This window comes from Streptomyces sp. NBC_00878 (genome assembly GCF_026341515.1).
GTDB lineage: Bacteria > Actinomycetota > Actinomycetes > Streptomycetales > Streptomycetaceae > Streptomyces.
Genome location: NZ_JAPEOK010000001.1, coordinates 3,280,790 through 3,295,164 on the forward strand (window position 1 = coordinate 3,280,790; position 14,375 = coordinate 3,295,164).

Sequence of the window (14,375 nt, forward strand, 5' to 3'; positions counted from 1 at the left end):
CCGCCATCCACGCGTCCGGGGTCAGCCGTCCCCGAAGCACGGCGTCCGGTGGTCGAGGCCGGGAAACCTCCGCTCCCACTGGGACCTGCTGAGCGGCGCGGTGATCGTGGCGCAGACCCGTCGGGTCACGGCCTCGGTGTCGGTGGTCCACAGCCGCGCGGTGTACCGGTCCGCCGTGAGCACGGTCCTGCCGTCCCCGCTCACCGTGGCGTCGTCGAACGTCTCGCCGGGGCTCTCCAGCCGCTCCCGTACGACGGGTTCGGGGCGACCCACGTCCCACAGCAGGGCCACGCCGTCCACGCCCGCCGTCATCAGGCCGCGCCCTCGTGACGCGAACGCCAGGGCGGCGATGTGCCCGGTGTGGCCCAGCAGTCGCTGTCGGCGCACGACCCGGGGCCCGCCGGGGTTCTTCGCGTTGATGCGCCTCAGCAGGACGACGCCGTCCTTGCCGCCGGAGGCGAGGAGGCCGCCACCGGCCGCGAACGCCACGTCGGTGACGATGCCTGTGTGGCCCGTCAGCTCCCGCACCGGAGCCTGTTCGCCGTGGCCGCGCGCGTCCCACAGGCGGACGAGGCCGTCGGCCTCGGCCGTGGCGACCAGCGCGCCACCGAGCCCGTGGGCGACGGCCTGCACGCCCTTCGCGCCGTTGAGCCGGGCCCGTACGGTGAGTCGGCCGCGCCGGGAGACGTCCCACAGCACCGCCCCTGTCTCACGGGCCCCGCTGGCCAGGCCGTTTCCGTCGGGGGAGAACGCGACGTCGTTCACCTGGCTCTGGTGGCGTCGACGGTGGTCGAGGCGGTCCGGGTGCGCCGGCCGGGTGACGTTCCACAGGGACACCGTTCCGTCCCAGCTGCCGGTGGCGAGCCGGGTGCCGCTCGGGTCGAAGGCCACGGCCGAGACCCCGGCCGGGTGCGGCAACGTCCCCAGACGCCGGGGACGCGCCGGGTCGCGTACGTCCCACAGCGCGGCCGTGCCGTCCAGCGACGCGGTGGCCGCCCTGGCGTGCCGGTCGTCCAGGGCTACGGCGTACACCTGCCCGGCGTGCCCGAGGAGCAGCGGCAGGGACAGCCACACGGAGGCGACGCCGCCGCTCGCCCCGCCGACGAACAGGCTCCGGCCCTCGGGTGTCCAGGCCAGGGACTGCAGCGGAGTCGGATGCGGGAGGGTCGCCAGCACCAACCCGCCTGCCGCCTCCCGCAGTTGGACCCCGCCGCTGTCCCCCGCGATGGCGAGCAATGAGCCGTCGGGGCTGAAGGCCATGCCCGCCGCGTAGCCGACGGCGCGCTCCGCCCTGACCGGTTTCGCGCAGCGGCCGTCCGGATCGAGGGCGCACAGCCACACCTCACGGTTACTGAGGCCGATGGCGAGTCGCCGGCCGTCCGGGCTGAGCGCCGCCTCGCTGACGCCCACGCCGCGGAACGGCACGGTGGCGGTCTCCCGGTACGCCAGGCGGCCCTCGGCCCGCGCCCACACCGTGGTGCGCCCGTCGGCGGCGCCCGCGGCCAGGCGGGAGCCGTCGCGGCTGAACGACACGGAGTACAGGGCGTGCGAGGCGGCGTCGCCGTGGCCGTCCTCGCCCACCGTGCCGACGACGACCGGACCGCCTGGGGCCGCCGGGTCGGTGAGGTCCCACAGCCGCAGTCCGCCGTCGGCACAGGCGAGGGCGAGCGTGCGCCCGTCGGGCGAGACCCGGGCGTCGCGGCCCCGGCCGTCCGCCCACAGCACGGCTTCCGCGCGGGCCGTGCGCCCGTCGTCGGACACCCGCCACAGCCGGGTCTCGATCGTGTCCGCCACGACGAGACCGCGCCCGTCCCCGGCGAAGGCGAGCCCCCACACCGCATGCCCCGCACCGAGCCGCACCGTGCCGAGCGGGCGTGGCACCGGGCCCGTACGGTCCCAGAGCCGTACGACGCCTTCGCGCGTGCCGATGGCCACCAGCCCGTCGCGCCCGAACGCGAACGCGGACACGGCGTTGCCGTTGCCCGGCAGTTGCGTGGGGTGCGGCAGGCCCGAGTCGGCGAGGAGCGTGCCGCGCGCCCGGAGGAGGCGGGGCGCCTCCTCGTGGGCGGCGACGGAGAGCAGGGCGGCGAGGGCCGGGTCGGCGGTACGGAGCGCCGCGACCCGCTCCGCCATGGCGATGGCGTTCGCCGTCCGCGCCTGGCGCCGGGAGTCCTGCCACTGCACGGCGATGATTCCCGTGGCGACGAGTACCAGGCCCATCAGCCCGGCGAGCGCCGCCAGCGCGCGCCGCAGCCGCCGCAGCCCGCGCTGCGCCTCCCGGCGACCGGCCGCGAGGAACTCCCGCTCCACGGCCCCGGCCCGCCCCGGATGGTCGGCCGACCACTGCTCGGCCACCGCCAACGCGGCCCCTTGGAGCAGTAGTTCGGGGTTGCGGCCGTCGTCCGCCCAGGCACGCGCGGCCTCGGTCAGCCGCTGATGCGTACGCAGTCCCGCCCGGTCCGCGTCGATCCAGCCGGCGAGCCGTGGCCAGGCGCGCAGCAGGGCCTCGTGGGTGATCTCGACCCGTTCGTCGTCCACGGTGAACAACCGGGCGCGGGTGAACGCCTCCAGCGCCTCGTCCGACCCGGGCACGAGCCGGTCCCGCGCCACGCGGCGCCTGCTGTCCGCACCCTCCTCGCCCACCCTGACCAGCTGGAGCGTCAACTGCCGTGCCACATCGCGCTGCTCGACGGTGAGGTCGAGGTAGGTGCGCTCGGCGGTGGCGGCCACGGCGCCCTGGATGCCGCCGGTCGCGCGGTATCCGGCCACCGTGAGGCGCTTGCCCGTGCGCCGTCGCCAGGTGGAGAGCAGGGCGTACGACAGCAACGGCAGGGTTCCCGGCTCGTAACCCTGGCCTCCCGGGTCGAGGTCGTGCAGCAGTACGTCGAGGAGGCCCGGCTCGATGTCCACCCCGGCGAGGGCCGCGGGCCCCGTCACGCACTCGGCGAGTTCCTCGCGGCTCATCGCGCCGAGCGCCATCGTGTCGCGCTGGACGACGCCGACGAGCGCGGGATGGGTGAGGCAGCGGTCGAAGTAGTCGGCGCGGACGGCGAGCACGGCGAGCGGCAGGGCGCACACGGCGTCGATGTACGCGGCGCGCTCCGCCTCGTCCTCGCAGAGCGTGAACGCCTCCTCGAACTGGTCGACGACCAGCAGCAGCCTCCCTGCCCCGGTGGCCCCCAGGGGCTCACCCGCCCTGATCCGCCGGGCGAGTTCGGCCTCGTCGGTCGCGAGCGGTTCCTGGAGGGCGCGGGCCAGGGCGTCGACCGGTCGGCCGGTGGGGGTGACGACGATGCTGCGCCATGGTCCCTCCGCGCGTGCGGGCAGCGCCCCCGCCGCGACGGCCGGCAGCAGCCCGGCCCGCAGCAGCGAGGACTTGCCGGAGCCGGAGGCGCCGAAGACGACGACTGGCCCCGAGGTACGGGCCGCCCGTGCGACCCGGTCGACCAGCGCGGTGGTGGCCCGGGCCCGGCCGAAGAACCAGCGCGCGTCGTCCGATCGGTAGTGGTCGAGTCCTCGGTACGGGCACGGGGTGGCCCGCTGTCCCGGCTGCGTGCCCGGCACCTCGCACAGGCTCCGCAGGGCACCGCCCGCGTTCAGGGCCGTGTCGAGCACGTCGGCGAGGTCGCGGTGCGGGCGCTTGCGGCCGTTCTCCACGTTCGAGAGGTGGCTCTTGCTGTACGCCGTCAGCTTGGCGAGCCGGGACAGTGACACTCCGTTCGCGTCCCGGATCCGGCGCATCGCCGCCCCGAAGTCTTCCGGGCCCGTCTCCTCGTGCATCGCGTTCCCCCAGTTCATCGGCCGTATTCCAGGACCTCTGCGAGGGGGATACGCGCCGTGTCTAGCGTGCCGCTCCGGGGGTGGGCAGTGTGCTGTCAGCGGGCCGGGATCAGCACTTTGAGTGACGGAATCCCATGGCCGGCGATTCCCTTCCTCGACCTGAACGGAGGCATTTCCATGCCTGGAAAGACGAAGCTCGCGGTGATGGCGGCGACCGCTGTGGCGGCCGTCGTGACGACGGTGGTTCCGGCCCAGTCGGCACCGTCCGTGGACGTGGGCGCGGCGCATTCCACGACGTGCTCGGTCGGCGGGTGGCCCAAGAGCGGGGCCCGCGCGGACATCTCGTGGACCAGCCGCACCGCCACGGTCAAGCTCACCGTGTGGGACAAGGACACGTGGCTGCGCCCGACCAAGGCGTTCATCGAGGGTTTCGCGGGACGCACCTACGTCGGTGACCGCGACCTCACCGCCGATGAGGGTCAGCAGACCGCTTCCTTCACCCTCAGCACCAGCAAGCCCGGCGGCATCACGCTGATCAAGCTGTGGTCCAAGTCGGGAGCCAACAACAGCGTCGTGCGCCACTGCGCGCGCTGACGCGACCCGGCGGGGCTCACGCCTGCGTGAGCCCCGCCACCAACTCGTCCGCCGCCCGGTACGGGTCCAGCTCCCCCGCCACGATCCGCTCCGCCAGTGTGCTCAGCCGGCGGTCGCCGTGGAGGTCGCCGATCCGCTCCCGGAGGGCGGTCACGGCGATGGCCTCCACCTCATGGGCGGCGCGGGCGAGACGCCGCTCCGCGAGCACCCCCCGCTCCTCCATCCATGCCCGGTGCTTCTCCAGCGCCTCGACGACCTCGTCGATGCCCTCGGCCCGCGCCGCGACCGTCTTCACGATGGGCGGGCGCCAGTCGCCGGGACCGCGGGATTCGCCGAGGCCCAGCATGTGGTTGAGCTCGCGGGCGGTGGCATCCGCCCCGTCGCGGTCGGCCTTGTTGACCACGTACACGTCGCCGATCTCCAGGATTCCCGCCTTGGCGGCCTGGATGCCGTCGCCCATGCCGGGGGCCAGCAGCACCACACTCGTGTCCGCCTGCGAGGCGATCTCGACCTCGGACTGGCCGACGCCGACCGTCTCGACGAGGATCACGTCGCAGCCCGCCGCGTCCAGGACGCGGATGGCCTGCGGGGCGGCCCAGGCGAGCCCGCCGAGGTGCCCGCGCGTCGCCATGGACCGGATGTAGACGCCGGCATCCGTCGCGTGCTCCGCCATCCGCACCCGGTCGCCCAGCAGCGCACCGCCCGAGAAGGGCGACGACGGGTCCACGGCCAGCACACCGACCCGCTTGCCCTGCCGCCGATAGGCGGTCACGAGCGCCGATGTGGATGTCGACTTGCCGACACCGGGCGACCCCGTGAGGCCCACGACGTACGCGTTGCCCGCCAGCGGCGCCAACGCGGCCATGACCTCGCGGAGCTGTGGGGACGCCCCCTCCACCAGGGAGATCAGCCGGGCCACGGCCCGCGGCCGGCCCTCCCTGGCCTGGGCCACCAGCGAGGCGACGTCCTGCATCACAGCTCCGATCACTAGGCCACTTGGGGTCGGCACGGCATCGCGTACGAGATCACGTACGGGATCACGTACGAAATCGTGCGTCAGGCCTTTGGTACCCGCACGATCAGTGCGTCACCCTGCCCGCCGCCACCGCACAGCGCGGCAGCGCCCACGCCGCCGCCGCGCCGCTTCAGTTCGAGGGCGAGGTGCAGGACGAGCCGGGCGCCGGACATGCCGATCGGGTGACCGAGGGCGATGGCGCCGCCGTTGACGTTCACCTTTTCCGTGGAAACCCCGAGGTCCTTCATTGACTGGACCCCGACGGCGGCGAAGGCTTCGTTGATCTCGATCAGGTCAAGATCCTCGACGCCGATGCCCTCCTTCTTCAGCGCGTGCTGGATCGCGTTCGACGGTTGCGACTGCAATGAGTTGTCGGGTCCCGCGACGTTCCCGTGGGCGCCGATCTCCGCGATCCACTCCAGGCCGAGCTCCTGCGCCTTGGTCTTGCTCATGACGACGACGGCGGCCGCCCCGTCGGAGATCTGGGAGGCCGAACCGGCCGTGATCGTGCCGTCCTTCGTGAACGCGGGCCGCAGCTTGCCCAACGACTCGGTGGTCGTCTCACCGCGGATGCCCTCGTCCTCGCTGAAGACGACGGGCTCACCCTTGCGCTGCGGAATCTCCACCGGAGTGATCTCCGCCTCGAAGAGGCCGTTCTTCCGCGCGGCGGCGGCCCGCTGGTGCGAGAGGGCCGAGAAGTCGTCCTGCTCGGGCCGCAGGATGCCGAGGCGCGTGTTGTGCTTCTCGGTCGACTCGCCCATGGCGATGTTCTCGAAGGCGTCGGTCAGCCCGTCATACGCCATGGCGTCGAGCATCTCGATCGCGCCGTACTTGTAGCCCTCCCGGGACTTCGGCAGCAGGTGGGGGGCGTTGGTCATCGACTCCTGGCCGCCCGCCACGACCACGTCGAACTCGCCGGCGCGGATCAGCTGGTCCGCGAGCGCGATGGCGTCGAGGCCCGACAGGCACACCTTGTTGATGGTGAGCGCCGGGACGCTCATCGGGATGCCCGCCTTGACCGCGGCCTGGCGTGCCGGGATCTGCCCTGCCCCGGCCTGGAGCACCTGGCCCATGATCACGTACTGCACCTGGTCGCCACCGATACCCGCACGGTCGAGGGCGGCCTTGATCGCGAAACCACCGAGGTCGGCGCCGGAGAAGGACTTCAGAGAGCCCAGCAGCCGCCCCATGGGCGTGCGGGCGCCCGCGACGATCACCGAGGTTGTGCTGTTCGTTCCAGACATGAGGTGCGATCCCCTTTCAGCTGCACAGCTGAGGAGTGAACGAGGGTTTACTTCGAATGTACTGAGCGGTACGACGCCCGTCATCCGGCCAGGTGTGTGATCGCGCGCACGTTGCGTAACCACCTCCGGAGCGCTGCACTAGCACCATGCTGACGCGAATCGACCACATCGGGATCGCTTGCTTCGACCTCGACAAAACTGTCGAGTTCTACCGGGCGACGTACGGCTTCGAGGTCTACCACTCCGAGATCAACGAGGAGCAGGGCGTACGCGAGGCCATGCTCAAGATCAACGAGACGTCCGACGGAGGCGCCTCCTACCTTCAGCTCCTCGAGCCCACCCGCGAGGACTCCGCAGTCGGAAAATGGCTGGCCAAGAACGGTGAGGGCGTGCACCACATCGCCTTCGGCACGGCGGATGTGGACGCGGACGCGGCCGCCATCGGGGACAAGGGCGTACGGGTGCTGTACGAGGAGCCGCGCAGGGGTTCGATGGGGTCGCGCATCACCTTTCTGCATCCAAAGGATTGCCACGGCGTCCTGACAGAACTGGTCACATCGGCGCCCGTTGAGTCACCTGAGCACTGACCCGCGTACATAAGGGCCGGTAGGGTTGGGGACGGCCGCCGCCTCTTCGGGGCGGTCGCGGGTCCTCATCGTCAGGATCCGAGGGCCGGGGTCCAGGTTTCGGGGGACAAGCGTCGGGGCGGCAGGGTGCGCTCCGCCGTTGATCTGACACCATTCCCCGGGGGCCCCGTTCGGCGGATGGACGGTGCTCGTTTGGAGAGACTTGCGACCAGGGGACGGATGGGACCGCGCAGTGCGGGGCTACGAACGCCAGGAGCGAGAGCCGGCGGCTGACGTCGACCACCTCTCTCGGTTCGAGGCCGAGATGGAGCGGCTGAAGACCGAGCGGGAGAAGGCCGTCCAGCACGCCGAGGACCTCGGCTATCAAGTCGAGGTGCTGCGCGCCAAGTTGCACGAGGCGCGCCGCAATCTGGCGACCCGGCCTGCCTACGACAGTGCCGACATCGGCTACCAGGCCGAGCAGATGCTCCGTAACGCCCAGATGCAGGCCGACCAGCTGCGCCAGGACGCCGAGCGGGAGCTGAGCCAGGCCCGCGCGCAGACGCAGCGGATCCTCCAGGAGCACGCCGAGCAGGCCGCCCGCCTCCAGGCGGAGCTGCACCAGGAGGCGGTCACCCGCCGCCAGCAGCTCGACCAGGAGCTGTCCGAGCGCCGGCAGAGCGTCGAGTCGCATGTCAACGAGAACGTGGCGTGGGCCGAGCAGCTGCGCGCCCGCAGCGAGCAGCAGGCCCGCCGACTGGTCGACGAGTCGCGTGGCGAGGCCGAGAAGGCCCTGGCCGCCGCCCGCGCGGAGGCCGAGCGGGTCGCCGCGGAGGCCCGCCAGCGGCTGCAGGCCGACGCCGAGCAGGCGCGCGCGGAGACCGAGGCGCTGCTGCGCCGGGCCCGTACGGACGCCGAGCGGCTGCTGAACGCGGCGTCGACGCAGGCCCAGGAGGCCACCGACCACGCCGAGCAGCTGCGCAGTTCGACCGCCACCGAATCGGACAGCGCGCGCCGCCAGGCCACCGAGCTGAGCCGGGCAGCCGAGCAGCGCATCAGCGCGGCCGAGGCGGCGCTGCGCGAGGCGCAGGCCGAGGCGGACAAGGTCCTCGCCGAGGCGAAGGAGGCCGCGGCCAAGGCGCTCTCCAGCGCGGAGTCGGCGAACGAGCAGCGCGCGCGTACGGCGAAGGAGCAGGTCGCCCGGCTGGTCGGCGAGGCCGTCAAGGAGGCCGAGACCACCAAGGCCGAGGCCGAGCAGGTCGTCGCGGACGCCAAGGCCACCGCCGAGAAGATCGTCGCGGAGGCCGAGGAGAGCGCGCGCAGCCTCACCGCCGAGGAGACCGCCTCCCAGCTCTCCAAGGCGGCCCGTACGGCCGAGGACGTCCTGAACAAGGCGTCCGAGGAAGCCAAGTCGACCACCAAGGCCGCGGCCGAGGAGGCCGAGCGGATCCGCGCCGGGGCCGAGGCCGAGGCGGACCGGCTGCGGGCCGAGGCGCACGACATCGCCGAACAGCTCAAGGGCACGGCGAAGGACGACACCAAGGAGTACCGCGCCAAGACGGTCGAGCTGCAGGAGGAGGCGCGCCGGCTGCGCGGCGACGCCGAGCAGCTGCGCGCGGACGCCAATGCCGAGGGCGAGCGGATCCGTTCCGAGGCCCGGCGTGAGGCCGTCCAGCAGATCGAGGAGGCGGCCAAGACCGCCGAGGAGCTGCTCGCCAAGGCGAAGGCCGACGCGGACGAGCAGCGGTCGAACGCGACGACGGAGAGCCAGCGGCTCCGCACCGAGGCCATCGAGCGCGCCACGACGCTGCGCCGGCAGGCCGAGGAGACCCTGGAGCGCACCCGCGCGGAGGCCGAGCGGCACCGGGCGGAGGCCGTCGAGCAGTCCGAGGGCATCACGGCGGAGGCCGAGCGCGCCGCCCGCGAACTGCACGACGACACCGAGCGGGCCATAGCCGCTCGCCAGGCCGAGGCCGCCGAGGGGCTGACCCGGCTGCACACGGAGGCCGAGGAGCGCCTCGTCTCCGCCGAGCAGGCGCTGACGGACGCGCGCGCGGAGGGCGAGCGGATCCGCCGTGAGGCCGCCGAGGAGACCGACCGGCTGCGCGGCGAGGCCGCCGAGCGGATCCGTACGCTCCAGGCGCAGGCCGAGACGGAGGCCGAGCGGCTGCGCAACGAGGCCGCTTCCGACGCGTCCGCCTCGCGTGCCGAGGGCGAGGCCATCGCCGTACGGCTGCGTTCGGAGGCCGCGGCGGAGGCCGAGCGGCTGAAGTCGGAGGCCCAGGACACCGCGGACCGCGTACGGGCGGAGGCGCAGGCCGCCGCCGAGCGGCTCGCCACGGAGGCCGCCGAGGCGCTGTCCGCCGCCCAGGAGGAGGCCGCCCGGCGCCGCCGCGAGGCCGAGGAGCTGCTCGGCGCCGCCCGGCAGGAGGCCGACCAGGAGCGGGAGCGGGCCCGCGAGCAGAGCGAGGAGCTGCTGGCCTCGGCGCGCAACCGCGTGGAGGAGGCCCAGACCGAGGCCGTACGGCTGGTCGAGGAGGCGGACCGCCGGGCGACCGAGATGGTGTCGGCCGCCGAGCAGACCGCGCAGCAGGTACGGGACTCCGTGGCCGGGCTGCACGAGCAGGCCCAGGAGGAGATCGCAGGCCTGCGCAATGCCGCCGAGCACGTGGCGGAGCGCATGCGCACGGAGGCGCAGCAGGAGTCCGACCGGGTCCGCGCCGACGCGTACGCGGAGCGGGAGCGGGCCACCGAGGACGGCAATCGCGTACGGCGTGAGGCGCGGGACGAGGCGGAGGCCGCCAAGTCCCTTGCGGAGCGCACGGTTTCGGAGGCGATCGCCGAGTCCGAGCAACTGCGTTCGGATGCCTCGGAGTTCGTCCAGCGGGCGCGTACGGAGGCGTCGGACACCGTCGCGACGGCCGAGCAGGACGCGTCGCGGACGCGGGCCGAGGCCCGCGAGGACGCCAACCGCATCCGGTCGGACGCGGCGACGCAGGCCGACACCCTCATCACCGAGGTGACGGCGGAGGCGGAGCGGCTCACGGCGGAGACGAACGCGGAGGCGGAGCGGGTCCGTTCCGAGTCCGTGGCGAAGGCCGACCGGCTGATCTCGGACGCGACGAGCGACGCGGAGCGGCTGCGCGCCGAGGCGGCCGACACGGTCGGTTCCGCGCAGCAGCACGCCGAGCGGGTCAGGTCGGAGGCGGAGCGCTTCAAGAACGAGGCCGCCGCCGAGGCCGACCGGCTCATGTCGAACGCCCGCGACGAGGCCGACGACACGCTGGACAAGGCGCGCAAGGAGGCCAACAAGCGGCGCTCCGAGGCGGCCGAGCAGGTCGACACGCTGATCACGGAGACGGCCGCCGAGGCCGACAAGCTGATCACCGAGGCCCAGCAGACGGCGCACAAGACCACCGCGGACGCGGAGGGGCACGCCGACGCGATGGTCGGCGCCGCCCGCAACGAAGCGGAGCGGCTGGTCTCCGAGGCGACCGTCGAGGGCAACTCGCTGGTGGAGCGGGCCCGGACGGACGCGGACGACCTGCTGGTCGGTGCGCGCCGGGACGCCACGGCCATAAGAGAGCGTGCCGAGGAGCTGCGGGACCGGGTCACCGGCGAGATCGAGGAGCTGCACGAGCGGGCCCGCCGGGAGTCCGCCGAGACGATGAAGGCGGCGGGCGACCGCTGCGACGCGCTCATCAAGGCCGCCGAGGAGCAGCTGAAGGAGTCCGCGGCGCGGGCCAAGGAACTGGTGTCGGAGGCCAACTCCGAGGCGGGCAAGGTCCGGATCGCCGCGGTGAAGAAGGCGGAGGGGCTCCTCAAGGAGGCCGAGCAGAAGAAGGCCGCGCTCATCGCCGAGGCCGAGGCGATCAGGTCCGAGGCGGTGCGGGAGGCGCGGGCCGCGGTCGAGGAGGGCAAGCGCGAACTCGAGGTGCTGGTCCGCCGCCGCGAGGACATCAATGCCGAGATCTCCCGTGTCCAGGACGTCCTTGAGGCGTTGGAGTCGTTTGAGGCCCCGTCGAGTGGCAAGGACGGTGGCGTCAAGGCGGGCGCTGCGGCCGGCGCGACTCGTTCGGGTGGCAAGCCGTCGGAGGGCTAGCCAAACGGCCAACTTCTGTGCTTGCCGGAGGCCTTCAACAGGGTCTCTGGCAAGTGCTCCGGCAGTTAGCCACCGAAAAGGGTGTCATTCTCCATATCAATCGGGCTACTGCTCGATGACACACCGTCTTGACCCCTAGGATTCCCCCTATCACCTCACCGGTCTCATTCGACAGGAACCCCATGAGCGACACTTCCCCCTACGGCTTCGAGCTTGTGCGGCGTGGGTACGACCGCGCTCAGGTGGACGAACGCATTTCGAAGCTCGTCTCCGACCGTGACAGCGCTCTGGCCCGTATCACTGCTCTGGAAAAGCGCATCGAGGAGCTCCATCTCGAAACGCAGAACGCCCAGGCCCAGGTCAGCGACGCCGAGCCGTCGTACGCCGGCCTCGGCGCGCGCGTCGAGAAGATCCTCCGCCTCGCCGAGGAGGAGGCGAAGGACCTGCGCGAAGAGGCCCGTCGCGCGGCGGAACAGCACCGTGAGCTCGCCGAGTCGGCGGCCCAGCAGGTGCGTAACGACGCAGAATCGTTCGCTGCGGACCGCAAGGCCAAGGCGGAGGACGAGGGCGTCCGGATCGTCGAGAAGGCCAAGTCCGACGCTTCTCAGCTGCGTACCGAGGCTCAGAAGGACGCGCAGTCCAAGCGTGAGGAGGCGGACGCCCTCTTCGAGGAGACCCGTGCGAAGGCCGCTCAGGCCGCCGCCGACTTCGAGACGAACCTCGCCAAGCGCCGCGAGCAGTCCGAGCGTGACCTGGCCTCGCGTCAGGCCAAGGCGGAGAAGCGTCTCGCGGAGATCGAGCACCGCGCGGAGCAGCTCCGTCTGGAGGCCGAGAAGCTGCGTACGGACGCGGAGCGTCGCGCCCGTCAGACGGTGGAGACGGCTCAGCGCCAGGCCGAGGACATCGTGGCCGACGCGAACGCCAAGGCGGACCGGATCCGGTCCGAGTCCGAGCGCGAGCTCGCGGCTCTGACGAACCGTCGCGACTCGATCAACGCCCAGCTGACGAACGTCCGCGAGATGCTCGCAACGCTCACCGGTGCGGCGGTCGCTGCCGCGGGCTCTCCGGCCGAGGACGAGCCGATCTCTCGTGGGGTGCCGGCGCAGCAGTCTCGGTAGGTACGGGTTGTGGGTGAGCTGCGGGCCGGTTGTGGCTGGTCGCGCAGTTCCCCTCGCCCCTGACGGTGCGCGGGACCCTCAAAGGCAAAGAGCCCCCTGTCGTTGAAGTGGCAGGGGGCTTTGTCGCGTTTTAGCGTGGGCCCATGATCGAGCTTGAGGGGCTTACCAAGCGGTACGGCGAGAAGATGGCGGTGAATCATCTGACGTTCACCGTGCGGCCGGGGATCGTGACCGGGTTTCTGGGGCCGAACGGGGCCGGGAAGTCCACGACGATGCGGATGCTGCTCGGGCTCGACCGGCCGACCGCTGGTGACGTACGGATCGACGGGCAGCACTACGACCACCTCAAGGACCCGCTGAAGTACATCGGGGCCCTGCTCGACGCGAAGGCCATGCACGGCGGCCGCAGCGCGTTCAACCACCTCCTGTGCCTCGCGCAGAGCAACGGGATTCCGAAGGCGCGGGTGCATGAGGTCCTCGACACCGTCGGCCTCACGGCGGTGGCGAAGAAGAAGGCGAAGGGCTTCTCGCTCGGCATGGGGCAGCGGCTCGGCATCGCGGGCGCGCTGCTCGGCGACCCGCGGATCCTGATGTTCGACGAGCCGGTCAACGGGCTCGACCCCGAGGGCATCCACTGGATCCGGAACCTGATGAAGTCCCTGGCCGCCCAGGGCCGTACGGTCTTCGTCTCCTCGCATCTGATGAGCGAGATGGCGCTGACCGCCGACCACCTCGTCGTGATCGGCCAGGGCCGGCTGCTCGCCGACACCTCCATGGCCGACTTCATTCGGCAGAACTCACGGTCGTACGTACGGATCCGGTCGCCCCAGCGGGAGCGGCTGCTCGATGTGCTGCACGAGGCCGGGATCACCGCCGTGGAGACGGGCGGCGGGTCGCTGGAGGTGGACGGCGGGAAGCCGGAGCTCATCGGTGAGCTGGCCGCGCAGCACCAGATCGCGCTGCATGAGCTGAGCCCCCAGCAGGCCTCGCTGGAAGAGGCGTTCATGCAGCTGACGGCGGAGTCGGTGGAGTACCACGCGCACTCGGACCCGGGGCTCGGCGGCACCGGGCCGCCCGCCGCGCCGCCCGCCGGGCAGCAGAGGCCCCAGTGGGGCAACGACTGGAAGAAGGGCTGAATCCATGGCCGCGACCCAGGTCGTCCGGTCCGAGTGGACCAAGATCCGGTCGGTGGCGTCCACGGTGTGGACGCTCAGTCTCGCCGCGGTGGTCACCGTCGCACTCGGCGTGCTCATCTCGCTGCTGTCCAAGAACGAGTTCGACGATCTGAGCACGAACGACCGCCTCTCCTTCGACCCGACGTTCATCAGCTTCGCGGGGATGAGCCTCGGTCAGCTGGCGATGATCGTGTTCGGCGTGCTGGTGGTGTCCAACGAGTACAGCACCGGCATGATCCGTACGTCGCTCGCCGCGGTGCCGCAGCGCGGCGCGTTCCTCTTCAGCAAGATCGCGGTGGCCACCGGACTCGCCTTCGTCGTCGCCCTCGCCACCAGTTTCGTCGCCTTCTTCCTCGGCCAGGCGATGCTCGGCTCGCACCGGGCGTCGATCGGCGACCCGGGTGTCCTGCGCGCGGTCATCGGCGGCGGCCTCTACATGACCCTCGTCGCCGTCTTCTCGATGGGCGTCGCCACGATGCTCCGCAGCCCGATGCTCTCCCTCGGCATCCTGATGCCCTTCTTCTTCCTGATCTCCGCCATCCTCGGCAACGTCTCCGCCACCAAGAAGATCGGCCAGTTCCTCCCGGACCAGGCGGGCAGCAAGATCATGCAGGTGGTGACCCCGGTCGACGACGACGTCCCGTACGGACCCTGGGGCGGCCTGGGCATCATGGTCCTGTGGGTCGTGGTGGCGGTGGCGGGCGGATACGCGCTGCTGAAAAGGCGGGACGCGTAGGCGTAGGCGCAAGAGCAGGGACAACGATTCTGCTCGGCTTTGAGG

Annotated in this window: 9 protein-coding genes; 6 read left to right on the forward strand and 3 right to left on the reverse strand. The window is 72.1% G+C overall.

The window, feature by feature from the left end:
• Positions 1-21: 21 nt before the first annotated feature.
• Entirely contained in the window at positions 22-3,798 is a 3,777-nt protein-coding gene (locus OHA11_RS13455) for a helix-turn-helix domain-containing protein (protein WP_266495764.1), read from the reverse strand.
• A gap of 159 nt (positions 3,799-3,957) precedes the next feature.
• Between OHA11_RS13455 and OHA11_RS13460 the strand changes: the two genes are divergently transcribed.
• Positions 3,958-4,374 (forward strand): hypothetical protein, encoded by a 417-nt coding sequence (locus OHA11_RS13460; RefSeq protein WP_266495767.1) that lies wholly within the window; start codon positions 3,958-3,960, stop codon positions 4,372-4,374.
• A 16-nt stretch (positions 4,375-4,390) separates the two neighbouring features.
• Here OHA11_RS13460 and meaB read toward each other — a convergent pair whose 3' ends face one another.
• Both meaB and OHA11_RS13470 read right to left on the reverse strand, forming a co-directional pair.
• Entirely contained in the window at positions 4,391-5,347 is a 957-nt protein-coding gene (gene meaB / locus OHA11_RS13465) for a methylmalonyl Co-A mutase-associated GTPase MeaB (RefSeq protein WP_266495770.1), read from the reverse strand.
• 83 nt (positions 5,348-5,430) lie between these two features.
• Positions 5,431-6,633 carry an acetyl-CoA C-acetyltransferase gene (locus OHA11_RS13470; protein ID WP_266495773.1) on the reverse strand — a complete coding sequence of 401 codons (1,203 nt, stop codon included), beginning with the start codon at positions 6,631-6,633 and terminating at the stop codon, positions 5,431-5,433.
• Between the two features lie 146 nt (positions 6,634-6,779).
• Here OHA11_RS13470 and mce point away from each other — a divergent pair, with 146 nt between their 5' ends.
• From mce to OHA11_RS13495, 5 genes are all read left to right on the forward strand, one after another.
• Complete coding sequence (gene mce, locus OHA11_RS13475) at positions 6,780-7,220, forward strand: methylmalonyl-CoA epimerase (RefSeq protein ID WP_266495776.1); 441 nt, start codon at positions 6,780-6,782, stop codon at positions 7,218-7,220.
• Positions 7,221-7,452: 232 nt separating this feature from the next.
• Entirely contained in the window at positions 7,453-11,301 is a 3,849-nt protein-coding gene (gene scy, locus OHA11_RS13480; protein WP_266495779.1) for a polarized growth protein Scy, read from the forward strand.
• A 182-nt stretch (positions 11,302-11,483) separates the two neighbouring features.
• Positions 11,484-12,419: a hypothetical protein gene (locus OHA11_RS13485; RefSeq protein WP_055617802.1), complete on the forward strand. Its 936-nt coding sequence runs from the start codon at positions 11,484-11,486 to the stop codon at positions 12,417-12,419.
• 143 nt (positions 12,420-12,562) lie between these two features.
• Positions 12,563-13,555, forward strand: coding sequence for an ATP-binding cassette domain-containing protein (locus OHA11_RS13490; protein WP_266495784.1), 993 nt, complete (start codon positions 12,563-12,565; stop codon positions 13,553-13,555).
• A 4-nt stretch (positions 13,556-13,559) separates the two neighbouring features.
• Positions 13,560-14,330, forward strand: coding sequence for an ABC transporter permease (locus OHA11_RS13495; protein WP_266495787.1), 771 nt, complete (start codon positions 13,560-13,562; stop codon positions 14,328-14,330).
• The last annotated feature ends 45 nt before the right edge of the window (positions 14,331-14,375 follow it).

Bases quoted from the DNA above. Each gene is read 5' to 3' on its own strand.
- OHA11_RS13455 (WP_266495764.1), bottom strand. From the start codon at position 3,798: ATGAACTGGGGGAACGCGATGCACGAGGAGACGGGCCCGGAAGACTTC.
- OHA11_RS13460 (WP_266495767.1), top strand. From the start codon at position 3,958: ATGCCTGGAAAGACGAAGCTCGCGGTGATGGCGGCGACCGCTGTGGCG.
- meaB (WP_266495770.1), bottom strand. From the start codon at position 5,347: ATGCAGGACGTCGCCTCGCTGGTGGCCCAGGCCAGGGAGGGCCGGCCG.
- OHA11_RS13470 (WP_266495773.1), bottom strand. From the start codon at position 6,633: ATGTCTGGAACGAACAGCACAACCTCGGTGATCGTCGCGGGCGCCCGC.
- mce (WP_266495776.1), top strand. From the start codon at position 6,780: ATGCTGACGCGAATCGACCACATCGGGATCGCTTGCTTCGACCTCGAC.
- OHA11_RS13485 (WP_055617802.1), top strand. From the start codon at position 11,484: ATGAGCGACACTTCCCCCTACGGCTTCGAGCTTGTGCGGCGTGGGTAC.
- OHA11_RS13490 (WP_266495784.1), top strand. From the start codon at position 12,563: ATGATCGAGCTTGAGGGGCTTACCAAGCGGTACGGCGAGAAGATGGCG.
- OHA11_RS13495 (WP_266495787.1), top strand. From the start codon at position 13,560: ATGGCCGCGACCCAGGTCGTCCGGTCCGAGTGGACCAAGATCCGGTCG.